This window comes from Nocardia australiensis, from assembly GCF_020733705.1.
In the GTDB taxonomy this organism is placed as follows: domain Bacteria; phylum Actinomycetota; class Actinomycetes; order Mycobacteriales; family Mycobacteriaceae; genus Nocardia; species Nocardia australiensis.
Map to the genome: position 1 here is coordinate 3,041,935 of NZ_JAJFZM010000001.1, position 23,974 is coordinate 3,065,908.

The following is a 23,974-nucleotide window of genomic DNA, read 5'->3' on the forward strand; positions in this document are numbered from 1 at the left end:
GCCGTCGGACGAAACAGGAAACCAGTGCGTATATAAAAATGGTTGATTGGTCATTCCAAATGTTGGTAACCTGCACGAATAGGCATGTCATCTGGTGTTATAGCCGACTTTCCGGGGATTTTCGGGCGTTCCGCAGGGATGGTTCGGCGCCGAATCCCTTGCGCTATTCGGTCTAACCATTCTAATATTTGGACTAAACGTGTGTTACACCGATAGAGGACGGGCACCATGACCAGCGAGCGAAACCTCGGCAGATACACGACCGCGCAGATCGATGAGTTCTATGCCGGCGGACAGTGGGCCGACGTCAACTTCACCGAACTGCTGCGATCACGGGCCGAGGCCAACCCGGACAAGGTGTTCGTTACCGATGGCACCTATGCCCTGACGTTCGCTGAGCTCTACGACACGTCGCAACGGCTTGCGCTGGGGCTGCACCGGCAGGGCTTGCGGCACGGTGATCGCGTGGCCGTCCAACTGCCCAACTGGGCCGCCTTCGTAGTGGTCGCTGCGGCGCTGTCGAGGATCGGCGCGGTGATGGTGCCGGTCATGCCGATCTATCGAAAGGACGAGGTATCGCACGTCGTGTCCGATGCCTCGATCCGGATGGCGATCGCACCGGCGGAGTTCAAAGGCTTCGACTACCTGTCGATGTTCGACGATATCCGTGGCGACTCGGAAACCTTGGAAGCAATCGTCGCGGTGCGTGCGCCCGAAGAGAGCCACGAGTCATTGTCCGAACGCGGGATCGTGGCACTGGAGACGCTGATCGTCGCCGATGCCGATCCGGCCGGCATCGATGCGGAGCTCGATGTTCGGGTTCATCCCGACGATCCGTTCGTCATCGTGTACACGTCCGGGACGACCTCACGCCCCAAGGGGTGTGTGCACACCTTCAACACGTATGCGTCCGGTGCGCGCGCGTTGACGGTTGCGTTCGGGCACAGCGAGTCCGACGTCCAATTCGGCCCGTCGCCGATCGCTCACACGACCGGCCTCGTGACCAGTGTGCTGATCCCGCTGCTGGCCGGTGCGGCCACGCATCTGATGGCGGAATGGAACCCGGTACGGGGGCTGACCGAGATTCAGAAGTTCGGCTGCACCGCGGCGGTCACCGCGACAACCTTCCTCCAGACGTTGATCACGGCAGCGGAGGAGAACCCCGGCGCTGATCTGTCGTCGCTTCGGGTCTGGATCTGCGCCGGTTCGCCGATCCCCGCGGCCGTGGTCGAGAACGCCAAGAAGAAGTTGCCGACGACGAATGTGCTGTCGCTGTACGGGCGCAGCGAGAACTTGTCGACCACCACGTGCCGCGTCAACGGAGACCCGTATCGGGCCATCACATCCGACGGCGCGGCCCTGCCGGGCGCAGAGGTGAGAATAGTCGGACCGGACGGAAACGAGGTGCCCCGTGGCGCCGAGGGCGATATCGCCTTCCGCGGCCCGTCGCACATGATCGAGTACCTGAATCGTCCGGAAGACACAGCCGAACTGTTCACTCCGGACGGGTTCTCACGCTCGGGTGATCTCGGGATCATGGATGAAACAGGGTTCGTCCGGGTGACCGGCCGCACCAAGGACATCGTGATTCGCGGCGGCATGAACATCAGCGTCCGCGAGGTCGAGGACAAACTGGCCGGCCACCCGGACCTGGTGGCACTGGCGGTGGTCGGTATGCCCGACGAAAAACTGGGGGAGAAGGTGTGCTGCTACCTGGTTGCCAAGGCCGGACATTCCGCACCCACGGTCGAAGAACTACGGGCCTACCTCACCGATCGGGGTGTCGCAGTGCAGAAGACACCGGAACGGGTCGTCGTGGTCGATGAGCTGCCGATGACCGCGACCGGAAAGATTCAGAAGCACATTCTGCGCATGCGGATCGCCGCCGAACTCAACCAGCCCGCAGCGGCGGGTGCCAATTGAGTGGCACAGCGGCGACCGCCCCATTTCTGATCTCCGGAGCTGAGGCTCTGATTCGGGTCGATCCGGTCGATCTCTCACCGGAACGGGCGGAGATGACCGTCGAATCCGGGCCCTGGCTGCGAGATTCGGTGGCGGGCGTCAGTCGAGGCGCACTGGCAGTGCCGCTCGACGACGTGACCGGATATATCGTTGCTTCCGGCTCGCCGCGGGAGAGATGGCCTGTGAGCCTTGGGATTCGGCTGGACCTGCTCGCGGATCCACCCATGGATGGATCCTCGCTCACCGTGACGGGCGAGCTGATCGCGCGCGACGATCGCGGGGGCACGACACGCGGCGTCGTGGTCGACGGCACCGGCGCGTTGATCGCGTTGATAACCCAGCGCTCGCACCTGATCTCGGTGGACGGACCGCCCATGGCGCCCGTGTTGCCATTCGTTGCGCCCGGAGACGACGTCTCCATCCGTGACGCGCTGGGCATTCGCGAACCGGTCCGTGGTGTCGTCGAACTGCCGGCTACGGCGTTGGCGGCCAACGGAAGTGGGAACGTGCATGGTGGAATCCTCATCTGCGGCTGCGAGTTCGCGGCCATGTCGGCGCTGGACGCGGACGGCGGCTTCCGCAGTACGAGCATTGACATCGCCTTCGTCCGGCCAGGGAATGCTGCCGGAACCACAACGTTTCGCGCCGACGTTGTCCACAGCGGCCGATCCCTGGCCGTGGTCCGAGTGACAGCGGTGAACTCTTCGGCCAAGACATGCGCGATCGCGACCGTCACCGCGCAGCGGGTTAGTTCATGAGGGCCATCGTGATGTCGGCGTACGGCGCCCCGGAAGAATTACGGCCGGGCCGGATCGACGAGCCGGTCCCACAACCCGGCTGGGTGACAGTCGAATTGCGGGCGAGCGCACTGAACTGGCACGACGTGCTGGTGCGTCGTGGGCAGTACAGGTCACCGCTGCCGCATACGCCTGGCGCGGACGGTGCCGGTGTACGCATCGATACCGGCGAAGAAGTGGTGATTCTGCCGTCGCTGTTCTGGGGCGACCGTACCTCCGCTCCGTCGCCGAACTTCGAGATCCTGGGCGATCGCACCCCCGGAACGTATGCGCAGCGCGTGTGTGTTCCGGAGCAATGCTTGGCTCCGAAACCGATCGGCTTCTCGTGGGAGGAGTCGGCGGCACTGCCGCTTGCCGGTGTCACCTCCTATCGGGCGCTCGTCACTCGCGCCGGCCTCTGTGCCGGCGAATCGCTGCTCATCGTCGGAGCGGGCGGTGGCATCTCGACGATGGCGCTGTCATTGGCGACTGCACTCGGTGCGCAGATATTCGTCACCGGGTCGTCGGAGGAGAAGTTGGAGCGAGCCCGGAACAGTGGTGCGGCCGGCACAGTACTGCACACCGACGACGACTGGCCCTTGCGGGCAAAGGAACTCGCACCCAGCGGTGACGGCTTCGATGTGATTCTGGATCCGGTGGGGCTGTGGGACCGTTCCGTGCAGGCTCTGCGGCCCGGTGGCCGAATAGTGGTCCTGGGTGCCAATGTCGCCGAACATGTGACGTTGGATGTCCGAGGGTTCTTCTTCGGCCAGTACAGCTTGCTGGGCACGACAATGGGTGGGCCGGGAGATTTCGGTGGCCTGCTCGATCTCGTCGCAACAGGTGCGGTGGCCCCACCGACCATCGCCGACACATTTCCGTTGGACGATGCGGCCGAGGCGCATCGTCGGCTCGAGTCGGGTGGCCAGTTCGGCAAACTCGTCCTCGTCCCGTAGCACTGCGCGTCACTCGAGGCGGCTTCCCGCTGTGGTGAGCGAGGTGTGCCGTGCAGTGGCACGCCTCGCCCACCCGAGACCCTCCGCTGAGCCGGAGGTCGCGCGCGGAACGTCAGTCGGACAAGGACACTCGGACCCGGGCACTACCGGTGATCACCACTCGATCGGCGGATTTCGCGTGCACCGACAACGTTGCCGTGCCGGTAGTAGCGTCCACCAACTCGACCTGTCCGCCGAGTTCGAGTACTTCTCCGACGCTCAGCGGTGAAGCGAACCGGACCGAATACGAGAGCAGATGCTCCACATGCACCAGGTCGGTGATCCATGCGGCGAGCATGCCGGCCTGCATCTGTCCCATCGAGATGACGCCGGTGAGTCCGGCTCGGGCCGCGTAGGCGCTGTCGTGGTGCAGTGGATTGAAATCTCCACCGGCGCCGGCGAATCGGACGATGTCGGTCTGGGTGATCGGCCCGATCTGCTTGGTGTCGAACTGTTCGCCGGCGGTCAGGGCGACAGGGGTTCGGTTCATCGTTCGCCTCTTTCGATCAGGACCTCGCGTTGGGTGACGGCGCTGTCGCCCGTGGCATCGACCCACTCGGTTTCCAGAGTGAGCAGCCGCATGGTGCCGCCACGCTTGCCCTCTCGCGTGCTGTCGTCCACGACCCGCCTGGTTCCGGTCAGACGATCGCCGACCAGCAGCGGGCGGGAGTAGTGCCATTCCACCGAGCCGACCACCACACGTTCGATCGCGAGCCCCAGTGTCTCGACGAATTGCTTTTGATCCCTGTGGTGTCCGGCGACGACCACATGAGTCGGGGTGGCGGGAATACTCGAGTATCCGGCGGCGGCAGCGGCTCCCGCGTCGGTGTGTACGACGTCGGCTGTCTGCGTCGCCTTGCTGAATTCCCTTACCTTTCCGGCCTCTACCTCGAACGACACAACGTCGAGGACGGTGCCGACGGCCGGCGGCCGGATCGTGGAACTCGTCACGGGTTACCTCCCTGGATTTTTTGGTCAGACCTATTGTAACGTTGGTCCGTAAACATGTGGAGGTTCAGATGGATCTGAGCGATTCGCCGGACGAGGCGCGATTCCGTACGCGCATTCGTGAGTGGCTGACCGTGACCCTGCCGACGTTGCCGTGGCCGGAACCGGCTCGACTGGAGGACAAGCGCGCCTTCTGGTCGGTATGGCAGCGCACGCTCTTCGACGCCGGTTTCGCCGGCTTGTCGTGGCCGGCCGAATTCGGTGGCGCCGGTGCCGACGCCAAGATCAAAGCCATCTTCAACGAGGAGATGGACCTGGCGGGCGCACCTGAGCGGCTCAACATCATCGGGGAGGACTTCGCCGGCCCCACCATCGTCGCCTTCGGCAGCGAGAACCAGAAACAGCGCTATCTGGAGCCGATCCTCACCGGCGAGGAAATCTGGTGCCAGCTGTTCTCCGAACCCGAATCGGGATCCGACCTGGCCTCGCTGCGCACCAAGGCGACGAAGGTCGACGGGGGCTGGAAGATTCAGGGCCAGAAGATCTGGACGTCCCGAGCGCAGATCGCCGACAACGCGATCCTGTTGGCCCGCACCGGCGGGGGAGATCGGCACAGGGGCATCACCTACTTCCTGCTGCCGATGTCGTCGCAGGGTGTGACCGTTCGCCCGCTACCGCACATGCTCGGCGAGGCCGAGTTCAACGAGGTGTTCCTCGATGATGTCTTCCTGCCCGACGACGCGGTCGTCGGTGTCGTCGACGGCGGGTGGAAGGTCGCGATGGGCACGCTGGCCTTCGAGCGGGTCGGCATCGCCACCGGCCGGGTGAACACCACCGGCGCGGTCAACGATCTCATCGAGCAGGTCAGACGCAAGACCGACGACGAGGGTGAGCCCCTCAGCGGCAAGCCCGAGATCAGGCACCGCATCGCTGATCTCTACGGCCGTGCCCTGACCCACTACCTCATCGGACAGCGCGTCATCACCGGCGCGGCATCCGGGCAACCTCCGGGGCCTGTCACCTCCATCGGGAAGCTCTACTTCTGTCCGCTGGTCGAGGACATCGCGGACTTCGGGCTCGAATTGACCGAATTCGGCGGGCAGTTCGGCCTCGCGGAGGACGATGCGTCCGCCGATGCGGACCAGCAGCGCTGGCTGCGGCTCGCCTATCAAGCGCGCGGAACCGCCATCGCCGGCGGATCGACCTTCATCCAACGCAACATCGCTGCCGAGCGTGTGCTCGGAATGCCCCGCACCTGAGAAAGGCGGCGTGATGAGCACCTACGTGTGGAATCCGACACCCGGCTACATCGAGAACGCGAACGTCACGCGGTTGGCGCGCGCTCACGGAATCGAATCGATCGACGAACTGCGGCGCCGGTCGACCGACGACGTGTCCTGGTACTGGGATGCGGCGGTAACCGATCTGAGTATCCCCTTCTCGACGCCCTACGAGTCGGTTCTCGACCTGTCCGGCGGGGCCGAGTTCCCGGACTGGTTCGTGGGCGGCACCTTCAACGCGGTCGATGCCTGCATCACGCGCTGGCTGAGCGACGACGGCGACCGGGCCGCGATCGTGCACGAGGCCGAGGACGGGTCGGTTCGCACGATCACCTACCGCGAACTCGCCGAACAGGTCGGCCGGGTGGCGACCGGTCTGACCGAACTCGGGGTGGGCGAGGGCGACGCGGTGGCCCTCTACCTTCCGATGGTTCCCGAGGCGGTTGTCGCCTGCTACGCCGCAGCCGGAATCGGCGCGATCCTGGTGCCGCTGTTCTCGGGCTTCGCGGCTCCCGCCATCGCGTCCCGGCTCAATGATGCCCAGGTCAAGGCGGTCATTGTCGCGGACGGGACTATTCGCCGGGGACGCAAGATCGCCATGGCCGGCGAACTTGCCGAGGCGCTGGCACACACACCGTCGGTGCGCTCGGTCGTCGTGGTCGAAAATATCGGCGAGGCAATCGATTTCGCTGATCGGGATGTCACGGTGACCACCTGGGACGCGCTCGTCGATGCCACCGTCCGGCCGTACGAGTTCCGCCCGTTCCCCGCGATGCAGACGCTGATGCTCGGCTACACGTCCGGCACGACCGGCAAGCCCAAGGGCGCCGTGCACACCCACGCCGGATTCACGATCAAGGTCGCCACCGAGGTCGCCTACTCCTTCGACGTCAACGCGGGGGACACCTTCTGCTGGATAACCGATATGGGCTGGGTCATGGGCCCGCTGGCCGCGTTCGGCGCCCATGCCAACGGCGCCACCCTGATGCTCTACGAGGGTTCTCCCGATGTCCCCGACACCTGCAGACTGTGGGACCTGGTACAGCGGCACGGCATCACGGTGCTCGGTGTCTCGCCGACACTCATCCGCGCGCTGAGGTCGACACCCCTCACCGATATCGCCGACCGGGACCTGAGCTCGGTGCGCGTCCTCGGATCCACCGGTGAGCCGTGGGATCCCGATTCCTACGACTGGCTCGCCGAGACGGTCTTCGACAGCAGGGTGCCGGTGATCAACTTCTCCGGCGGCACCGAAGTGGGCGGATCGTTCCTGGCGCCGTACCCGGTGGAGCCGATTCCCAGCTGTTCGCTCGGCGGCCCGTCGCTGGGCATGGACGTCGACGTACTCGACGACAACGGAAACTCGCTGCGCGGCAGCATCGGTGAACTCGTCTGCCGGCAGCCGTGGCCGGCCATGACCCGCGGAGTGTGGCATGACCGGGAGCGCTACCTGAAGTCCTATTGGTCGACCTTCCCCGGGATCTGGTGCCACGGTGACTACGCACGCGTCGACGACGGACAGTGGTACATCCTCGGCCGGTCCGACGACGTCATGAACGTCGCGGGTAAGCGGCTGGCACCCGCTGAGGTGGAGTCCGTCCTGACCACCCACCCGGCGGTTGCCGAGGCCGCCGCCGTGGGCATCCCGGATCCCAGGAAGGGCGAAAGCGTCTGGGTCTTCTGGGTTCCGCGGCCCGGAGCCGACACCGAAGGCGTCTCCGACGAGTTGCGCCGACTGGTCGCGGCCGGTGTCGGAAAACCGTTCGCCCCGGCGAAGGTGTGGACGGTCGAGGCACTGCCCAAGACTCGATCGGCCAAGATCCTGCGGCGCGCCGTGCGCGCCGCCGCCATCGACGCGGACCCCGGCGATCTGTCGGGCGCGGAGAATCCCGAGGCCGTGGCCGCCATCCGGGACCTCGTCCGTCGCACGAGTACAAGCTGAGGAGTAAGCGATGCATTGGGAGCTGTCCGAGGAGCAGGAGCTGTTCGCCGCATCCCTGCGTGAGTGGATTGCCGCGAAATTCCCGCCGGATGTCATTCGTGAACTGCAGGCATCCGGTGAGCACTCTCGATTCGCCGAGGCGCTGATCGGGGACGACTGGTGGGGCGTCGGTTATCCGGAAGACGCGTCCGGGCAGGGCGGAGGAATTCTCGAGCTGGCGCTTGCCGCGCGCGAATTCGGACGCTCCGCGGCACTCGACTCGCGGTGGTTCGCGGCGGCGTTGTCCGCGCCGCTGCTGACCGATCGGGAACTGGCACAACAGCTTTCGGGCGAACAGTTGTTCGTTGCCGCGATTCGTGCCGACCGGCTACCGGGCTGGGCACCGCTGCCGGCCGGCGACGGTCGGCTGACCGGAGTCGTGCGCCACGTGATCGGCGCGGGCGAAGCGGATGTTTTCGTCGTTCCCGTCACCGGGCCGGAGGGGCCCGGCCTGGCCCGCGTCTCGGCCTCCGATGTCGGTGTCGGGCGCGACGACCTGCTCGACCGCTCACGCAGTGCGGGCAACCTCGAATTCGCCGACGCGCCGATCATCGAGATCGTCGCCGCGGGGGAGACCGCGCTGTCGCGGACGACGACGCTGGCCGCGGTACTGACGGCCGCCGACGCTCTGGGCAGCGCGGAGCGGATGCTCGAGCTCGCTGTCGAATACAGCGGGCAGCGAAAGCAATTCGGGCAGCTCATCGGATCGTTCCAGGCGGTCAAGCACGCGGCCGCGCAGATGCTGGTAGCGGTCGAGGCATCCTATTCGACGGCGCTGTACGCGGCGGCCGCGGCCGATGCCGAGATCGACCGAGCGCCGACGATCGCCGCGGTCGCGAAGGCCCAGGTGACGGGGTTGGCGGCGGACGTCGCGGAGTCCGCGCTCACCGTGCACGGTGCGATCGGATACACGTGGGAACACGACCTGCAGCTGTTCTACAAGCGCGCCAAACTCGATCGCACCCTGTTCGGCCCGCCCGGCGTCTGGAACGAGCGGATCGCGGCGGACCTGCTCGACGAGCCGTCACCGGCAGGCTGAACCACTTGCGTCTTATGGTCAGTCCATTGTTATAGTTGACTTAGTTGATGGATGGAGTACGGACGTGGATTTCGAACTGACAGAGGATCAGGTCACGATTCGTGACGCGGTCGCGGAGCTGGCGGCCAAGTTCGACGATCAGTACTGGCAGGACAAGGACGAGAAGCACGAATTCCCGACGGAGTTCTACAACGCGTTCGCCACGGGTGGCTGGCTCGGTATCACCACGCCCGAGGAGTACGGCGGGCACGGCTACGGGATCACCGAGGCGTCGTTGATTCTCGAACAGGTCGCCGCGTCCGGCGCCGGTATGAACGGCGCCAGCTCGATGCATCTGTCGATCTTCGGCATGCACCCGGTCATCGTGCACGGCAGCGAGGAACTCAAGCAGCGGACACTGCCGCGCATCGTCAGCGGTGATCTGCACGTCTGCTTCGGCGTCACCGAGCCGGGTGCGGGCCTGGACACGACCAAGATCACAACCTTCGCCAAGCGTGAGGGTGACAAGTACATCGTCAACGGTCGCAAGGTCTGGATCTCCAAGGCGATGGAGTCGGAGAAGATCCTGCTGCTGACCCGAACCCAGAAGTTCGAGGACTCGCCCCGCAAAACCGACGGCTTGACCCTGTTCCTCACCGATCTCGATCGCGACAAGGTCGAGATCCGGCCCATCAAGAAGATGGGGCGAAACGCGGTGACATCCAACGAACTTTTCATCGACAATCTCGAGATCCCGGTCGAGGACCGCGTCGGCGAGGAGGGCAAGGGCTTCACCTACATCCTCGATGGCCTCAATCCCGAACGAATGCTCGTGGCCGCCGAAGCGCTCGGCATCGGCCGTGCCGCGTTGCGCGCCGGTGTCCGGTACGGCAACGATCGCGAGGTCTTCGGCCGTCAGATCGGGAAGAATCAGGGAATTCAGTTCCCGCTCGCGGATTCGCTGGCTCGCCTCGACGCCGCCGAGTTGATGCTGCGCAAGGCCACCTGGCTCTACGACCACGGCAAACCCTGTGGGCGCGAGGCGAATACGGCCAAATACCTGTGTGCCGACGCGGGCTTCGAGGCGGCCGACCGCGCACTGCAGACACACGGCGGGATGGGCTACTCGGAGGAATACAACGTCTCCCGATACTTCCGCGAAGCGCGCCTGACCCGCATCGCCCCCATCAGCCAGGAAATGATCCTGAACTATCTCGGTTCCCACGTACTCGGCCTCCCGAGGAGCTACTGATGAACGACCGGACAACGACAGCGGGCACTACTCCGCGGGGCATCCAGGCATTCGGTCTCGGCGGGCGCACCGCGCTGGTCACCGGAGCGGGCGGTGGTGTCGGCGCCGCGGTCGCCGAAGCATTCGCAGCGGCCGGAGCCGCGGTCCTGGTGACCGATATCGACAAGGACGCGGCCACTGCCGTGAGCGAGCGGATCGGCGCGGCCGGTGGTGTCGCCGAGCCGTTCACTCTCGATGTCTGCGATGCCGACAACGCGCGTGATGCGGTTGCTGCCGCCGCGCGGCTCGGAAACGGAACCCTCAACATCCTGGTGAACAACGCGGGTGTGATCGCTCCCGCGATGTTCCCCAAGATGGACGAGGCGAAATTCCGCAAGGTGCTCGATACCCATCTGATGGGCAGTTACCACTGCAGCCACGCGGCGCTCGAGTATCTCCCCGACGACGGCACCGGCCGCATCATCAACGTGACCTCGGCAGCGGGCCTGACTGGAACGATCGGCCAGGCGAATTACGGCGCCGCCAAGGCCGCGGTCATCGGACTGACCAAGTCGCTGGCCCGGGAGCTTGCCAAGCGGTCGGTCACCGTGAACGCGGTGGCCCCGCTGGCGGCCACCGCCATGACCGAGAACATCCGGAGCAACGACAAGCTCGCGGCCAAGACACTGGCGCGAATTCCATTGGGACGCTGGGCATATCCCGATGAGATCGCGCCGACCTTCGTCTTCTTGGCATCGGGCGCCGCTGGCTACATCACCGGCCAGATCTTGCCGGTCGACGGCGGGACGGTGATCTGACATGAGCGCACGAGTAACCGGCCCGTTCGCGAGTGCCGGCCGCGAGGTCGTCATCGCCGAGGCGTTGCGTACTCCGATCGGCAAGTCACATCCCGAGAAGGGATGGTTCCGCGACATCCATCCCAATGCGCTGCTGGCCGCCTGCTACCAGGATCTGGTCACGCGCACGGGAATCGATCCCGCCGTAGTGGAAGACCTGATCATCGGGTGTACGGCACCGTTCGGTGAGCAATCCCGCAATATCGGCCGCAACGCGTGGCTGCAGGCCGGATTTCCGGCGGAAGTCCCGGCGACAACCCTGGACCGCCGCTGCGGATCGGCGCAGACCGCGGTGAATTTCGCTGCGGCGCTCGTGTCTTCGGGTGTGCACGACATCGTCATCGCCGGGGGAGTCGAGCATATGGGGCATGTGCCGATGAACTCACCGGCCAAGATCAGTGAGCTGTACGGCGATCCCTGGCCCGCCGCTCTGCGAGAGCGTTACGACTTCGTCTCCCAGGGCGAGAGCGCGGAGCTCATCGCCGAGCGCTGGGACATCTCGCGAGCGGAGATGGACGAATTCGCGGTCCGGTCACATGCGCTCGCCACCGAAGCCGTCGCCGCCGGTCGGTTCGCCGCCGAGATGGTGAAGATGGAACTCGACGGTGAGATCCGTGCCGGGGACCAGACGGTGCGGCCGGGAACCTCGCTCGAAACACTCGGCAAGCTGAAGACGGTCTTCCGCCCGGAGAACGGCCGGATCACCGCGGGAACCTCGAGCCCCATCTGCGACAGTGCGGCGGCGGTTCTGTTGTGCACCCGAGAGGCGGCCGAGCGGTACGGTCTGCGCGTGCGTGCGCGGATCGCCGATCAGACGACCGTCGGCGTCGATCCGATCATCATGCTCACCGGGCCGATCCCGGCGACACACAAATTGCTCGGCCGAAACGATCTGACGGTCGCCGACATCGACCTCTTCGAGGTGAACGAGGCGTTCTCGTCGGTTGTCCTCGCCTGGCAGCGCGAGTTGAAACCGGATATGGATCGGGTCAACGTGAACGGCGGAGCGATCGCGCTCGGACATGCCGTCGGGGCCACCGGCGCCCGGCTGATTGCCACGATTCTCGCGGAGATGGAACGCCGCGACAGCCGCCTGGGTGTGGTGACCATGTGCTGCGGAGGCGGTCTCGGCACCGGGACGCTCATCGAACGGACCGACTGATGGCCGACTTCGGCGCGCTGCGCCCGGGGATGGGTGTCTGGTGGAGCCAGGCCGCGGCCGAGCCGCGGCCACTGGTCGATCAGCTGCTCGCGCAGGCTCCGGAGCTGGGACCGCTGCGCCTGTTCACCGGCTTGAGCTGGAACGACCAACTGGCGCAATCGATGTCGCCATCGGACACGATGGTGTCCTACGGCGGTCTGGGCGCGTTGCGAGAGCTGGGCGCGACCGACCGGCTCGATGTCGTACCGTGCCATTACTCGGCACTGCCACGCATGTTCGCCGAACGTCGGTTGCCGTGCGATGCCGGACTGTTGCAGGTGTCACCGCCCGATCGAGACGGCATGTGCTCGCTGGGAATCGGTGTCGACTACATGGCCGACGCGATCGAGCACACGCCGTTGCTGTTCGCGGAGATCAACAAGCAGATGCCGGTGGTACCGGGCTCGCCTCGTATTCCATTGGGCCGCTTCGCCGCCACCCTCGAGACCGATCGACCGCTACAGCAGGAAGACCGCCGCCCCGCCGGTGATCTCGATCGGGCGATAGCCACCCATATCGCCGGGCTGGTGGACGACGGCGACACGCTGCAGGTCGGAATCGGTTCGATGGGCGCGGCCGTATTCGACGCGCTGGCAGAGCATCGCGACCTCGGAGTCCACACCGGGATGATCACCGACGGCGTCCTCGGGCTGATCGACAAGGGTGTGATCACCGGCGGGCGCAAGCAACTCGACAGCGGTTTCTCCGTTGCGGGAACCGCGTTGGGGTCGGCCGATCTGTACGCCCGTATCGCTGACCTCCCCGTGCTGTTCCGGCCGACCAGCTACACCCATGCGCCACAGGTGCTTTCGCAGCTCTCCACTCTCGTCGCGGTGAATTTCGCCATCGAGGTGGATCTGACCGGACAGGTCGGTGCCGAGATGAGCCGAGGCACCTACCTCGGTGCGGTGGGCGGCCAGGTCGACTTCGCGCGTGCCGCCGCGCTCACCGGGAAGCGGTCGATCATCGCACTCCGGTCGACGGTGCGGGGTCGATCATCGATCAAGTTCGGCCTCGAAGAAGGGGTCGTCACCACCGCTCGCGCCGACGTGGATTGCGTCGTCACCGAGCACGGAGTCGCGCATCTGCGTGGTCAACCGCTGGCGGAGCGTCGCCGACGGCTGACAGCCGTCGCGGCGCCGCAGTTCCGCGACGAACTCGCGCACGCGGTGCGCCTCGCATCCTGACATATCCGGACAATTTCCATCGAAAGGAATTCACCACCATGAGCAATCGTGTCGCGCTCGTCACGGGCGGCGCCCAGGGGATCGGCGCCGGAATCTCGCGCAAACTCGGCGAGGCAGGCTTCCGGGTCGCGGTCGCCGACCTGAATCATGAAGTGGCGCAACAGACCGCGAAGGAGATCGTGGCCGCCGGCGGACAGGCGATCGCCGTCGCGATCGATGTCACCGATACCGGCTCGGTACAGGCTGCCGTCGCCGAGATCACCGAGAAGCTCGGCCCGGTCGAGATCGCCGTGAACAACGCTGGCTGGGACGACTTCATGAAGTTCCTCGATACCGACGAGGCGTTCTGGGACAAGATTCTCGACATCAACTTCAAAGGCGCGTTGCGCGTGAACCATACGGTCGTGCCGGGCATGATCGAGCGCGGCTTCGGCCGGGTGATCAATATCGGTTCCGACGCGGGCCGGGTCGGATCGTCGCTCGAAGCGGTCTACTCCGGCGCCAAGGGCGGCATCATCGCCTTCACGAAGACACTCGCTCGTGAGGTTGCCACCAAGGGCGTCACCGTCAACACCGTCTGCCCCGGCCCCACCGATACCCCCGCGCTGCGCAAGTTCGCCGACAGCTCCGGCCAGGACGCCGACAAGGTGCTGGGTGGTATGACCCGGTCGGTGCCGATGAAGCGACTGGCTCAGCCCTCCGACATCGCGGCGGCCGTGGCATTCTTCGCCTCCGACGACACCGGCTACATCACCGGTCAGACGCTGTCGGTCAGCGGCGGCCTGACGATGGCGTGAGGTATACGGTGCCCGACAACACGCAGGAGTGGTCGACGGTCCGCCGATACGAGGACGTCGACTACTCCCGTACCGAAGACGGAATCGCCAAGATCACCATCTGCCGGCCGGAAGTACACAACGCCTTTCGGCCGCAGACCCTGGTAGAGATCTCCGACGCGCTTACCCATGCCCGGGAGGACCCCTCGATCGGCGTCATCGTCCTGACCGGCGAAGGCGACCGTGCGTTCTGTTCCGGGGGCGACCAGCGAGTGCGCGGCGATACCGGATATCTCACCGATCCGGACCGCCCCGGTGCGGTGGGCCGCTTCCATGTGACCGATCTGCAGGTCCAGATACGCCGGTTGCCCAAGCCCGTGGTGGCGATGGTCGCCGGCTACGCGATCGGCGGCGGACATGTGTTGCAGATCGTCTGCGATCTCACCATCGCCGCCGACAATGCCAGGCTCGGACAGGTGGGCCCGCGGGTCGGTTCGTTCGACGGCGGGTTCGGCGCCGGGTTGCTGTCCGAGATGGTCGGTGTGCGCAAGGCCAAGGAGATCTGGTTCCTCTGCCGGCAGTACGATGCCGCCGAGGCGCTCGAGATGGGCTTGGTGAACACCGTCGTCCCGCTCGCCGACCTGGAGGCGGAGACCCTCGCGTGGTGCCGTCGGATGCTGGAATTGTCACCGATGGCCCTTCGACTGATGAAGGCCAGTTTTCACGCCGCCCAGGATGGCCTGGCGGGCATTCAGCAACTCGCACACGATACGAATCTGCTGTTCTACGCGACCGAAGAGGCACAAGAAGGACGTGAGGCATTCAAAGCCAAGCGTCAACCCGAGTTCGACCGGTTTCCGCGTCGGGCCTGATTCAGGAGGATCTCCGACCATGACGACATTCGGGGTCAACGCCTTCGGCGTCGGGAGCGGACCGGAGCGGTTCGCGACAATGACGGCGCTGGCTCGTGAGGCCGAGGAGATCGGGTGTGCGGCCGTGTGGACGAGCGAGCTGTACAGCCGCTCGGCCACCGTGCCGATGGCGGCGCTCGCCGCGGGCACCAGCACGATCAAGATCGGGTCCAACATCGCCTACGGGGTGGGCCGCAGCCCCTTGATGTGGGCAGCCGAAGCGCGTGACCTCGACGAGTTGTCCGGTGGGCGAATCATTCTCGGGCTCGGCAACGGCACATCCAAGATGATGGAGGCTTGGCACGGCGTGTCCGGCGAAGCGCCCGCCGCGCGGATGGCCGAACTACTCACGGTGCTCAAATCGCTGTGGCGCTTGCACGAAGGGCCCGTGCATCACGACGGTCGCTTCTACCACGTGCACATCTCGCCCACATCGGATGTGCCGCAACCTATCCGGCCCGAGATTCCGATCTGGATCGCCGGGGTGAACAAGCTGATGGTCCGTACGGCCGGCGAACTCGCCGACGGACTCGTCGGCCATCCGATGTACACCGCCGATTACGTCCGCGGCCCGGTCGCGGACGGAATCGCGGCGGGCGCTGCGATTTCCGGGCGCGATCCGGCCGACGTGACGGTGATGGGGATCCGTATGTGCGCGATCAACGACGACGTCGAACTGGCGCGTCGCCAGGTCGCGTACGCCATCGGTCAGTACGCCGCGTCACGTGTCTACGATCGGCTGTTCGAGCTCCACGGATGGAGCGGCGAGCAGCACAAGATTCGCCAGGCGGCCCGCGATCGCGACGACGAGGCGCTGATCGGCGCGGTGACCGACGATATGATCGATGAGATCGCTATCGCCTGTCGACCGGCCGATTTCCCGGCGGCGCTGGCCCGAATCCCGGAGGGTTTCGACCACCTCGACCTGATCGCTCCGCCCTGGGGACTCAGCGATCAGGAAACTCGTGTGATCAACTCCGAGATCCTGGCCGGGCTGCGGATCCACCTCGCGAACACGGTGTCCGCGTGAGGCCGGGATCCTCACGCCTCGCGTAGCTCGATCTCGGTACGCTCCTCGACCTGGACCACGGCCTCGGCGTAGCCGTGTACGTGCTTGGTCATGCGCCGGACGGCGGCTGCCGAATCGCTGGCGCGGATGGCATCGGTGATCGTCTTGTGCGCGCGATGGGTCGTCTTGCGCACTTCGTCGTCGACGAACGCCGTGTTCTCGGTGGAGCTGTAGATGGCATTCGACAGCGCGGTCATGAAGCCGGTCAGGAGTTCGTTGTGGCTGGCAATCGCCACCGCGAGATGCCAGTCGACGTTGGCCTGCAGGAATTGCTCGAGCGGAATATCGAGATCGCCGAGCAGCGCGTTGGCGGCGTCGAGGGTGGCGATGTCGGCGTCGGTGCGATACTTCGCCGCCAGCGCCGCACACGCCGGCTCGATGGCCTCACGGGTCTCCAGCAGATCCGTCAACCGCAGTTGCTGTCCGCGGATGAGCAGACTCACCGACGAGGCCACCGCGTCGCCGCCGGGCTGTTGGACGAACGCGCCGCCGGAACGGCCGGTCTTGATGACTACGAGCCCCTGCACCTCGAGGATGCGCAGTGCCTCGCGCACGGTTGTCCGGCTCATTTGCGTCTGGGAGACCAGTTCGCGCTCCGGTGGTAACGCGGTACCCGAAGGGAAATCGCCACGAAGAATGCGCTCGCGCAAGTCGTTTGCGAGGACATCGGATGCCTTGGGTACCTGCATCGGCTGCAGCTGAACCGGGTGTCGCGCAACTTTCCTGCTCGACGAGGGCGAGTCAGGCATTGTTACCTGCTTTCTGTGTATTTGGTCGTACCTAATGTATCAGCAAAGAGTCCTGCCATGCGAGTTTGCGATTCGAGCGCGCTGAGTATAATTTGGTCATACCAAAATAATGGTTGATTTGCTGCCGTGGTGTGGATAGCTTCCGAGAGAGGTAGTCGGCCGCGGCGGTGTCGACGAAGTGCTGGAATGCGAGGACGACGTGGCAGAGTTGGCGCGGGACGCGGTCATCTGGGAAACGGTCGAACCGGGGATTACGGCGGTGACCATGCAACGGGCACCCGCCAACGCGTTGGGTATCCCGCTGCTGGACGGCATCCACCGCGCTATCGACGCTGCCGAGAAGGCGGGCGATGTGAAGGTCATGGTGATCGGATCCGCCCTGCCGGGGTTCTTCGCCGCCGGCGCCGACATCAAACACCTGTCGACGATCGACGCCGAGACATTCACCGCGTACGGCGATCGGATGCGTGCGGTCAACGATCGACTCGCGGCGTCGCCGTGGATCTCGATCGCGGCTGTCGACGGGGTGGCATTGGGCGGTGGGCTCGAACTCGCGATGGCGTGCACGCTGCGGGTTGCGGGGGCTGCCGGCCGATTCGGGCTGCCGGAGGTCAAATTGGGATTGATTCCCGGCGCCGGTGGAACTCAGCGGCTACCGCGCCTGGTCGGCAGGGGGCGGGCACTCGACATCATGTTGACGGCGCGCCAGGTGGCGGCCGAGGAGGCCTATCGCATCGGTCTCGTCGATCGGCTCACCGACGGTGACGTCACCGCGGCCGCCCTGGACTTCGCTCGTGAGCTCCTGGGGCCCTCGTTACCGGCCCAGCTTTCGGTGGTCCGTACGGTGGACGCGGCCTTCGACCTGTCTCTCGCGGACGGAGCGCGATACGAGGTCGAGCAGATCCAGGAGCTGTTCGAGGGCGGAGAGGCGGCCGAGGGCATCAGCGCCTTCGTCGAGAAGCGCACACCTCGATTCCGCTAGACACGAGCCGCGAACGCCGCCCAGCCCCCTCTCAGGAAGTTCCCGGATGAAAACACTGGACGAACAATTCGAAACCCTCCAGGTCGAGGAGGTCGAACCCGGCATCGTCGTCATCACGCTGAATCGACCCGAACGCTACAACGCGATGACCAACACGATGTTCGTCGAACTCGAGCGACTCGCGTGGGGGCTCGAGACGGAAGACGGTTGCCGTGTCGTCATTCTGACCGGGGCCGGCAAAGCATTCTGCTCCGGGTACGACCTCGCCGACGCCGATGATCTTCCGAACCTCGGGGCGCTGGGCATGCTGGATCAGCAAGAGCGCGCCGCGAGGTCGTTGACCGCGATTCGGTCGCTGCGCGTTCCGGTGATCGCGGCCGTGAACGGACCCGCCGCAGGGGGAGGGCTGGCGTTGGCGCTCGCCGCCGACATCCGCCTGGCCGGGCCTGCCGCGAAATTCAACGCGGCATTCGTGCGAATCGGGCTGTCCGCCGGAGATCTGGGCACCTCCTGGCTGCTCACACGTCTGATCGGGCCGGCGAAGACCAGTGAGATCTGCTTCACCGGAAGGATCGTCGACGCGACGGAAGCCGCGGAATTGGGGCTAGTCAATGCGGTCGGTGCCGATGTGCTCGCCGACTCGCTCGCTCTCGCGGAACAGATCGTCGCGAACTCCCCGGGTGGTGTGCAACTGTCCAAGCGGGCCTTGCAGGCAAACCTCGAGGTCGGTTCCTACGCCGCTGCCATCGAACTCGAGAACCGTGGTCAGGCACTGCTGACCCGCAGTCCGGATATGGCCGAGGCGCTGAATGCCTTCAGGGACAAGCGCATGCCCGTATTCGAAGGCAAATAACCCACACTCGACGACACGAGGCGAGGCCCGGACATGACCATCGACTTTCCCGCATTGCAGACACTGACCTTCGAAGAAGCCGAACCCGGTGTCGGCATCCTGCGCATGAACCGCCCCGACCGGATGAACTCGCAGACCGTAGCGATGTTCCACGAATACTTGGCCGCCGGTAGGGCGCTGCGTGACAGCGGGTTACGTGCGCTCGTCGTCACCGGGGCGGGCGACCGGTCCTTCTGCGCCGGTTTCGATCTCGACGAGATCCACGTGATCACCGAAATGGGTGTCCGTGAGTTCCTGAAGTTCCAGGAGACGGCTTCCGGCGGAATCCAATCGCTACGTCATCTGCCATTTCCGGTGATCGCGGCCATTCACGGCGCTGCGACCGGAGGGGGTATGGCGCTGGCGCTTGCCGCCGACATCCGTTTGGCCGCACCGACTCTCAAGATGAGTGCGGCCTTCGTGAAGGTCGGGCTGTCGATCGGTGAGCTGGGCACATCCTTCAATCTGGCACGCCTGGTCGGCCCGGCCCGGGCGGCGGAAATCGGTTACACCGCGCGGATCGTCGGGGCCGAGGAAGCCGTGCGTATCGGCTTGGTCAACCACGTCGTGCCCTCGGAGCAACTGCTCGACGAGGCACTCACCATGGCACGTCGAATCGCGCAGAATTCGCCCGGCGGCGTCCGGATGTCGAAACGCGCCATTCAGCGCAATACCGAGATCGGTTCCTACGAGGCAGCTCTCGAACTGGAGAACCGCGGCCAGGCATTGCTCACGAGAACCGAGGACATGCCCGAAGCGCTCGCGGCCTTCAAAGAGAAGCGCATGCCGCAGTTCTCGGGCCGGTGATGTCGCGGTGACGTGGGAATGGAGCTCGGAAACGCGAAATGCGTTGCGGGAGTTTCTGGAAACCCGGGGAATTCTGACCGGGCCGATCACCACCGAGCCCATCGGGGACGGGCACTCCAACCTGACCTTCCTGGTCAGCGACGGCAGCCGCAGCGTGGTCGTGCGCCGTCCGCCGCCGCCGCCGATTCCGCCGGGTGCGCATGACATGCTGCGGGAGGCGAAGCTGCTGACGGGATTGCACCCGACCGGGGTGCCGGTGCCCGAGGTCCTCGCCGTCGCGGCTACCGGCGAGGTGCTCGATGTGCCCTTCTACGTGATGAGCTTCGCTGCGGGGCCGGTCGTCACCACTCGCACTCCCGCGCCGCTCGACTCGGTTCAGCAACGGCGCTCCATCGGCTACCACCTGATCGACACCCTCGCGGACTTGCACGAAGTGGACTGGCGCGCAGCGGGGCTCGACCGGATGGGCCGGCCGGAGGGGTTCAACGCCAGGCATCTGCAGCGGATGCGCCGCCTCGTCGCCGATGCCGACGGTAATCCGCCCGCGGAGTTCGCCGACATCGACTCCTGGCTCGAGGCGAACACACCTCCGGAATCAGGAGCGACGCTCATCCACTGCGATTTCCGCATCGGCAATGTCGTGCTGGCACCGGATGCACCGGGCCGCATCGCGGCGGTCCTCGACTGGGAACTCGCCACGATCGGCGATCCACTTCTCGACGTGGGCTATCTGATGGCGACGATCCCCGAACCCGGCCGGCCGATGAATCCGACCGCGGAGCTGGGCGCGGCGATGCTGGAAGACGGCTATCCGTCCAAGAACGAATTGGCACAGCGATACCGCGCGCGCACCGGTCGCGATCTCGGGAATCTCGCCTGGTACACGACATTGTCGTTGTGGAAGCTGGCCGTTCTGTACGAATACAGCCGCCGCCGGGTCCTGGATGGAATCGGCGACCCCTACTACTCCGACCCCGCGTTGGTTCGGAGTTTTCTGGACGAAGCCCGCCACGTCGCCGGGACGGCAGGCGTCGACTCGACTGCTCGGCGGTAGCCGTGAACGGCTCGCCGGGGCTGGACCCACAAGGAGTTTTGATGGCAATCACATCCGGCGCGACCTTCCACGATCCGCTGGTCGGACCTGAAGCCTCGGATCTGCCGGCCGGTTTCTTCGATCGGCTGATGTTCAATATGCATCCGGTCGACGCCACGACGCCATCGGTGATCATGGGTTTCGGAATCTATCCGCCGAAGGACACGGCCGACGGCTTCGTGGTCGTGAGCGACGAGAAAGAACAGCGAAACCTGCGGTTCTCGACCGCCCTGAGCGCGACGAACCGCGACGGCGCCGGTCCCTTCCGTTTCGAGGTGGTCGAGCCCAACGAGGTGTGGCGACTTCGGCTGGGTCCCAACGAGATCGACACCGAGTTCGATGTGACCTGGCGGGCGCGTACGCCCGCGTGGTTCGGCGAGGTCGCGGTCACCAACGCGTCCTCGGAACGGACCTCCTTCGATCACCTCTTCCAATCCGGACGTTACGAGGGCGTTGTGCGTCTCGACGGCCGCCAGTACGACGTGGACGGCTGGTACGGGCAGCGGGATCGTTCCCGAGGGGTGCGCACGATGTCCGGTGGCCAGGGTTTGCACCTCTGGTACCAGGCGCAGTTCCCGGAGTTCTCGATCGGTTTCCTGCTGGTCGAGACCCGTTCGCACGAGCGTCTTCTGCTCGAGGGCGCCGTGATGCACGAGAACGGACGCCTCGACCCGATCACGGGTGTGCGTCATGCCCTCGTTTTCGACCCCGATCTCGACCTGGTCGAGGGCGATGTCGAGATCGACACCGCGGGCGGAGAGCGCTATCGGGTGCATGCCGACGGCCGGGCCGGTGGGGGCCATATGGCGGGCGCTGGTTACGGCGGCCACCATGGCGCCTCGTCCGGAGCCGATCATGTCGAGTCGGATCGCTATGTCCTCGACGGTTCGGTGTCACCGCGCTCGCTCGACTCCGCGCTGACCGATCGCCTGTGCAGCTTCACCCTCGGCACCGTCCACGGGTCGGGCATCTTCGAATTCGCGTTGACCCGCAGCAGCACATACCGATACCGCCCGACGATCTGATCGGGCTCGAACCGATCCACCCGAGGAAGAACCGGGGCCGGCCGACAGATGTGGGCCGGCCCCGACTCGTCGGTCCGGCAAGGGAAGTGGCCGGTCAACAGAAGAGGGTGCGCATCTCGTGGATGCGCACCCTCTTCCGGGTGGTGAGCGCTGATGGACTCACACGGTTCGCTCGGCCTTACTCGACTCCGACGCGGCCTTGCTGCTGTCCCTGATCTGCGCCCAGTCGGCGTCGGTGAGATTCGACAAGCCGGCGAAGGTGCCGGGCCCGGCCAGCATCTGGCCACCGTCCATGGCGATGGTCTGTCCGGTCAGGTAGTCGCAGGCATCCGAGAGCAGGAACATCGTCAGATTGGCCAGCTCTTCGATCGTCCCGGTGCGGCCGGCCGGGATCTGGTCTGCCTGGGTGGCGCCGACCGACGACTTGTCGGTCGGATTGAGCATCTCCCAGGCGTAGTCGGTCGGAATGGGCCCGGGGGCGAGCGCGTTCACGCGAATGCCGTACTTCGCCCACTCCACGGCCAGCGACATCGTCATCGAATGCACCGCGGCCTTCGCCATCGCGGACGGGACCACATAGGCCGATCCCGTCCACACCCAGGTGGTCAGCGTCGACAGCACGGAACCGGGAAGGCCCTCGGCGATCCACCGCTTACCGACGGCATGGGTGGTGTGGAACGAGCCGTTCATCACGGTGCTCGTGATCGCTTGGAACGCACGAGGACTCAGGTCCTTCGTCTGAGCGATGAAGTTGGCGGCCGCGTTGTTCAGCACGCCGGTCAGCGGGCCGTGTTCGGACCAGATCCGGCCCACGGTCGCATCGACGTTCTCGTAGTCCCGGACATCGACAGTGTGGTGAAACACCGATCCGGGACGGGAGGCCGACGCCTCGGCAGCGGCTTCGGCCAGCACCGCCGCGCGGCGTCCCCACAGGTGAACCTCGGCGCCGTGCTCGACCAGATACCGCGCCACGCCGCGGCCGAGTCCGGTCCCACCTCCGGTGATCAGGATTCTCTTCCCGGACAACAGAGTCGGTGAGAAGGCTGTGTCGGTCATCGTGTCCCTCGTTGTTCGATGTTTGGTGCCGGTGGCCTGCTCACAAGCCGATGTGCTTGGCGATGATCTCGCGCTGGATTTCGTTGGTACCGCCGTAGATCGGCGGCGCCAGGGCCCGGCGTACTTGTCCCTCCATGCCGTATTCCCGGGCATAGCCGTAGCCGCCCATCATCTGCATGGCTTCCAGCGTCGCGTGTTTGGCTACCTCGGTGCACCGCATCTTCGCCATCGCACTCTCGCGAGCCAGATCGTCTTCCGATCCGGCATCGATCTTGGTCGCCACGTCGTAGACGAACGTGCGCGCCAGCTCGATGTCGGTGGCGAGGTCGGCGAGACGATGCCGAAGGGCTTGGAAGCTGGCCAGCGGCCGGCCGAATTGTTCGCGTTCTCTCGCATACGCGACCGCGTCGTCGAGGGCACGTCGGGCACCGCCGATGCTCATCGCAGCGATGATCAGGCGCTCGATCGACAAGCCGCGCATGAGCTGTTTCCACGCATTGCGAGGTTCACCCACCACGGCCGAGTCCGGGACCTCGACGTCGGTGAAGAACACGTCGTTGCAGGTGTGCGCCTCCATGGTCTCGATAGCACGAATGGTGAGCCCCGGTGCGTCGGTCGGCACCATCAGCAGTGTCATGCCCTGGTGTTTGGAGCCGGACGCATCCTCGCGGGTCAGGACCAGGATGTGCTCGGCGACATGTGCCGCGGAGATCCAGGTCTTCTGGCCGTTGATCAGGTACCGTTCGCCGTCGCGCCGGGCACTGACCCGCAGGCCGGCGAGATCGGAGCCCGCGCCGGGCTCACTGAGCGCGATGGCCTCGAGGCGGCCCGCGGTGAGGTTCGCGACGATCGTCTTCTTCTGTTCGTCGCTGCCCCATCGCAGATATGTCTGCGCTGCGGTGAGACCGGTGGAGTACCCGGTGATGGGTGCCAGGCCGCGGGCGGATTCCTCGAGGAAGATGCATTCGTCGACGAATCCGGCACCGCCGCCACCGAATTCGGCCGGTAGCGACACCCCCAGCCACCCGTTCCGGGCCATATCGGCCAACACCTGGGGGCTGTTGGACAAGGTACCGCCGTCGGTGACCGAGTCGCGTTGCGCGACTGTCGCGAGGTGGCGGCGGCAATACTCGGAGATTGCCGCCGCGAACTCTCGTTGTTCGGTCGAGAACTGCAAC

General features: G+C 65.6%; 23 protein-coding genes. 18 read left to right on the top strand and 5 right to left on the bottom strand.

All coding sequences use genetic code 11. The annotated features are described in order from the left end of the window. The first annotated feature begins 228 nt into the window (after positions 1-228). Genes LKE06_RS13790 through LKE06_RS13800 form a run of 3 tightly spaced genes read left to right on the top strand, consistent with a single transcriptional unit; the run spans position 229 to position 3,694 of the window. Positions 229-1,923 (top strand): AMP-binding protein, encoded by a 1,695-nt coding sequence (locus LKE06_RS13790; RefSeq protein ID WP_227999029.1) that lies wholly within the window; start codon positions 229-231, stop codon positions 1,921-1,923. Beyond that, positions 1,920-2,720, top strand: coding sequence for a PaaI family thioesterase (locus LKE06_RS13795; protein ID WP_227999030.1), 801 nt, complete (start codon positions 1,920-1,922; stop codon positions 2,718-2,720). The genes LKE06_RS13790 and LKE06_RS13795 overlap by 4 nt, the downstream gene beginning before the upstream one ends. After that, positions 2,717-3,694, top strand: a complete 978-nt coding sequence (locus tag LKE06_RS13800; protein ID WP_227999031.1) for a quinone oxidoreductase family protein — start codon at positions 2,717-2,719, stop codon at positions 3,692-3,694. The genes LKE06_RS13795 and LKE06_RS13800 overlap by 4 nt, the downstream gene beginning before the upstream one ends. Before the next feature lie 112 nt (positions 3,695-3,806). On the opposite strand, the gene LKE06_RS13805 is transcribed toward LKE06_RS13800, so the two are convergent. Next, positions 3,807-4,223 (bottom strand): MaoC/PaaZ C-terminal domain-containing protein, encoded by a 417-nt coding sequence (locus tag LKE06_RS13805; RefSeq protein ID WP_227999032.1) that lies wholly within the window; start codon positions 4,221-4,223, stop codon positions 3,807-3,809. Continuing rightward, on the bottom strand, positions 4,220-4,669 hold the full coding sequence (locus tag LKE06_RS13810; protein WP_372477365.1) for an FAS1-like dehydratase domain-containing protein: 450 nt from the start codon (positions 4,667-4,669) through the stop codon (positions 4,220-4,222). Before LKE06_RS13810 ends, LKE06_RS13805 begins: the two co-directional genes overlap by 4 nt. An 83-nt stretch (positions 4,670-4,752) precedes the next feature. On the opposite strand from LKE06_RS13810, the gene LKE06_RS13815 reads away from it, so the two are divergent. From LKE06_RS13815 to LKE06_RS13860, 10 genes are all read left to right on the top strand, one after another. Further along, on the top strand, positions 4,753-5,940 hold the full coding sequence (locus LKE06_RS13815; RefSeq protein ID WP_227999034.1) for an acyl-CoA dehydrogenase family protein: 1,188 nt from the start codon (positions 4,753-4,755) through the stop codon (positions 5,938-5,940). Positions 5,941-5,953: 13 nt separating this feature from the next. Then, a complete protein-coding gene (locus LKE06_RS13820; protein ID WP_227999035.1) occupies positions 5,954-7,903 on the top strand; it encodes an AMP-binding protein in 1,950 nt (649 codons plus the stop codon). Positions 7,904-7,913: 10 nt separating this feature from the next. Continuing rightward, positions 7,914-8,981 carry an acyl-CoA dehydrogenase family protein gene (locus tag LKE06_RS13825; protein WP_227999036.1) on the top strand — a complete coding sequence of 356 codons (1,068 nt, stop codon included), beginning with the start codon at positions 7,914-7,916 and terminating at the stop codon, positions 8,979-8,981. A 64-nt stretch (positions 8,982-9,045) separates the two neighbouring features. Beyond that, entirely contained in the window at positions 9,046-10,212 is a 1,167-nt protein-coding gene (locus tag LKE06_RS13830; RefSeq protein ID WP_227999037.1) for an acyl-CoA dehydrogenase family protein, read from the top strand. Further along, a complete protein-coding gene (locus tag LKE06_RS13835) occupies positions 10,212-11,009 on the top strand; it encodes an SDR family NAD(P)-dependent oxidoreductase (RefSeq protein WP_227999038.1) in 798 nt (265 codons plus the stop codon). Before LKE06_RS13830 ends, LKE06_RS13835 begins: the two co-directional genes overlap by 1 nt. 1 nt (position 11,010) lies before the next feature. Beyond that, the gene (locus tag LKE06_RS13840) at positions 11,011-12,210 is read left to right on the top strand and encodes a thiolase family protein (protein WP_227999039.1); all 1,200 of its coding nucleotides are present in this window, start codon (positions 11,011-11,013) and stop codon (positions 12,208-12,210) included. After that, complete coding sequence (locus LKE06_RS13845) at positions 12,210-13,436, top strand: acetyl-CoA hydrolase/transferase family protein (RefSeq protein ID WP_227999040.1); 1,227 nt, start codon at positions 12,210-12,212, stop codon at positions 13,434-13,436. The genes LKE06_RS13840 and LKE06_RS13845 overlap by 1 nt, the downstream gene beginning before the upstream one ends. A gap of 38 nt (positions 13,437-13,474) precedes the next feature. Beyond that, complete coding sequence (locus tag LKE06_RS13850; protein ID WP_227999041.1) at positions 13,475-14,233, top strand: SDR family NAD(P)-dependent oxidoreductase; 759 nt, start codon at positions 13,475-13,477, stop codon at positions 14,231-14,233. An 8-nt stretch (positions 14,234-14,241) separates the two neighbouring features. Then, on the top strand, positions 14,242-15,084 hold the full coding sequence (gene menB / locus LKE06_RS13855; protein WP_227999042.1) for a 1,4-dihydroxy-2-naphthoyl-CoA synthase: 843 nt from the start codon (positions 14,242-14,244) through the stop codon (positions 15,082-15,084). 19 nt (positions 15,085-15,103) lie between these two features. Continuing rightward, positions 15,104-16,153, top strand: coding sequence for an LLM class flavin-dependent oxidoreductase (locus LKE06_RS13860; RefSeq protein WP_227999043.1), 1,050 nt, complete (start codon positions 15,104-15,106; stop codon positions 16,151-16,153). Positions 16,154-16,164: 11 nt separating this feature from the next. Here LKE06_RS13860 and LKE06_RS13865 read toward each other — a convergent pair whose 3' ends face one another. Next, positions 16,165-16,881, bottom strand: coding sequence for a FadR/GntR family transcriptional regulator (locus LKE06_RS13865; protein WP_372477334.1), 717 nt, complete (start codon positions 16,879-16,881; stop codon positions 16,165-16,167). A 259-nt stretch (positions 16,882-17,140) separates the two neighbouring features. Between LKE06_RS13865 and LKE06_RS13870 the strand changes: the two genes are divergently transcribed. From LKE06_RS13870 to LKE06_RS13890, 5 genes are read left to right on the top strand one after another with little or no spacing between them, the layout of a single operon-like run. Further along, entirely contained in the window at positions 17,141-17,923 is a 783-nt protein-coding gene (locus tag LKE06_RS13870) for an enoyl-CoA hydratase/isomerase family protein (protein ID WP_227999437.1), read from the top strand. 46 nt (positions 17,924-17,969) lie between these two features. Next, on the top strand, positions 17,970-18,776 hold the full coding sequence (locus tag LKE06_RS13875; RefSeq protein WP_227999045.1) for an enoyl-CoA hydratase/isomerase family protein: 807 nt from the start codon (positions 17,970-17,972) through the stop codon (positions 18,774-18,776). 33 nt (positions 18,777-18,809) lie between these two features. Further along, on the top strand, positions 18,810-19,622 hold the full coding sequence (locus tag LKE06_RS13880; RefSeq protein ID WP_227999046.1) for an enoyl-CoA hydratase/isomerase family protein: 813 nt from the start codon (positions 18,810-18,812) through the stop codon (positions 19,620-19,622). Positions 19,623-19,629: 7 nt separating this feature from the next. Then, the gene (locus LKE06_RS13885; RefSeq protein ID WP_227999047.1) at positions 19,630-20,676 is read left to right on the top strand and encodes a phosphotransferase family protein; all 1,047 of its coding nucleotides are present in this window, start codon (positions 19,630-19,632) and stop codon (positions 20,674-20,676) included. Positions 20,677-20,717: 41 nt separating this feature from the next. Further along, positions 20,718-21,740 carry an Rv3169 family protein gene (locus tag LKE06_RS13890; RefSeq protein ID WP_227999048.1) on the top strand — a complete coding sequence of 341 codons (1,023 nt, stop codon included), beginning with the start codon at positions 20,718-20,720 and terminating at the stop codon, positions 21,738-21,740. Between the two features lie 159 nt (positions 21,741-21,899). Here LKE06_RS13890 and LKE06_RS13895 read toward each other — a convergent pair whose 3' ends face one another. Continuing rightward, positions 21,900-22,796, bottom strand: a complete 897-nt coding sequence (locus LKE06_RS13895) for an SDR family oxidoreductase (RefSeq protein WP_227999049.1) — start codon at positions 22,794-22,796, stop codon at positions 21,900-21,902. 40 nt (positions 22,797-22,836) lie between these two features. Further along, the gene (locus tag LKE06_RS13900; RefSeq protein ID WP_227999050.1) at positions 22,837-23,973 is read right to left on the bottom strand and encodes an acyl-CoA dehydrogenase family protein; all 1,137 of its coding nucleotides are present in this window, start codon (positions 23,971-23,973) and stop codon (positions 22,837-22,839) included. Position 23,974: the final 1 nt, after the last annotated feature.

What these genes read in the sequence shown, in the direction of transcription:
- LKE06_RS13790 (WP_227999029.1), top strand. Translation starts at nt 229, where the DNA reads ATGACCAGCGAGCGAAACCTCGGCAGATACACGACCGCGCAGATCGAT.
- LKE06_RS13850 (WP_227999041.1), top strand. Translation starts at nt 13,475, where the DNA reads ATGAGCAATCGTGTCGCGCTCGTCACGGGCGGCGCCCAGGGGATCGGC.
- LKE06_RS13820 (WP_227999035.1), top strand. Translation starts at nt 5,954, where the DNA reads ATGAGCACCTACGTGTGGAATCCGACACCCGGCTACATCGAGAACGCG.
- LKE06_RS13800 (WP_227999031.1), top strand. Translation starts at nt 2,717, where the DNA reads ATGAGGGCCATCGTGATGTCGGCGTACGGCGCCCCGGAAGAATTACGG.
- LKE06_RS13840 (WP_227999039.1), top strand. Translation starts at nt 11,011, where the DNA reads ATGAGCGCACGAGTAACCGGCCCGTTCGCGAGTGCCGGCCGCGAGGTC.
- LKE06_RS13845 (WP_227999040.1), top strand. Translation starts at nt 12,210, where the DNA reads ATGGCCGACTTCGGCGCGCTGCGCCCGGGGATGGGTGTCTGGTGGAGC.
- LKE06_RS13835 (WP_227999038.1), top strand. Translation starts at nt 10,212, where the DNA reads ATGAACGACCGGACAACGACAGCGGGCACTACTCCGCGGGGCATCCAG.
- LKE06_RS13865 (WP_372477334.1), bottom strand. Translation starts at nt 16,881, where the DNA reads ATGCAGGTACCCAAGGCATCCGATGTCCTCGCAAACGACTTGCGCGAG.
- LKE06_RS13880 (WP_227999046.1), top strand. Translation starts at nt 18,810, where the DNA reads ATGACCATCGACTTTCCCGCATTGCAGACACTGACCTTCGAAGAAGCC.
- LKE06_RS13860 (WP_227999043.1), top strand. Translation starts at nt 15,104, where the DNA reads ATGACGACATTCGGGGTCAACGCCTTCGGCGTCGGGAGCGGACCGGAG.
- LKE06_RS13805 (WP_227999032.1), bottom strand. Translation starts at nt 4,223, where the DNA reads ATGAACCGAACCCCTGTCGCCCTGACCGCCGGCGAACAGTTCGACACC.
- LKE06_RS13875 (WP_227999045.1), top strand. Translation starts at nt 17,970, where the DNA reads ATGAAAACACTGGACGAACAATTCGAAACCCTCCAGGTCGAGGAGGTC.
- LKE06_RS13890 (WP_227999048.1), top strand. Translation starts at nt 20,718, where the DNA reads ATGGCAATCACATCCGGCGCGACCTTCCACGATCCGCTGGTCGGACCT.
- LKE06_RS13895 (WP_227999049.1), bottom strand. Translation starts at nt 22,796, where the DNA reads ATGACCGACACAGCCTTCTCACCGACTCTGTTGTCCGGGAAGAGAATC.
- LKE06_RS13825 (WP_227999036.1), top strand. Translation starts at nt 7,914, where the DNA reads ATGCATTGGGAGCTGTCCGAGGAGCAGGAGCTGTTCGCCGCATCCCTG.
- LKE06_RS13815 (WP_227999034.1), top strand. Translation starts at nt 4,753, where the DNA reads ATGGATCTGAGCGATTCGCCGGACGAGGCGCGATTCCGTACGCGCATT.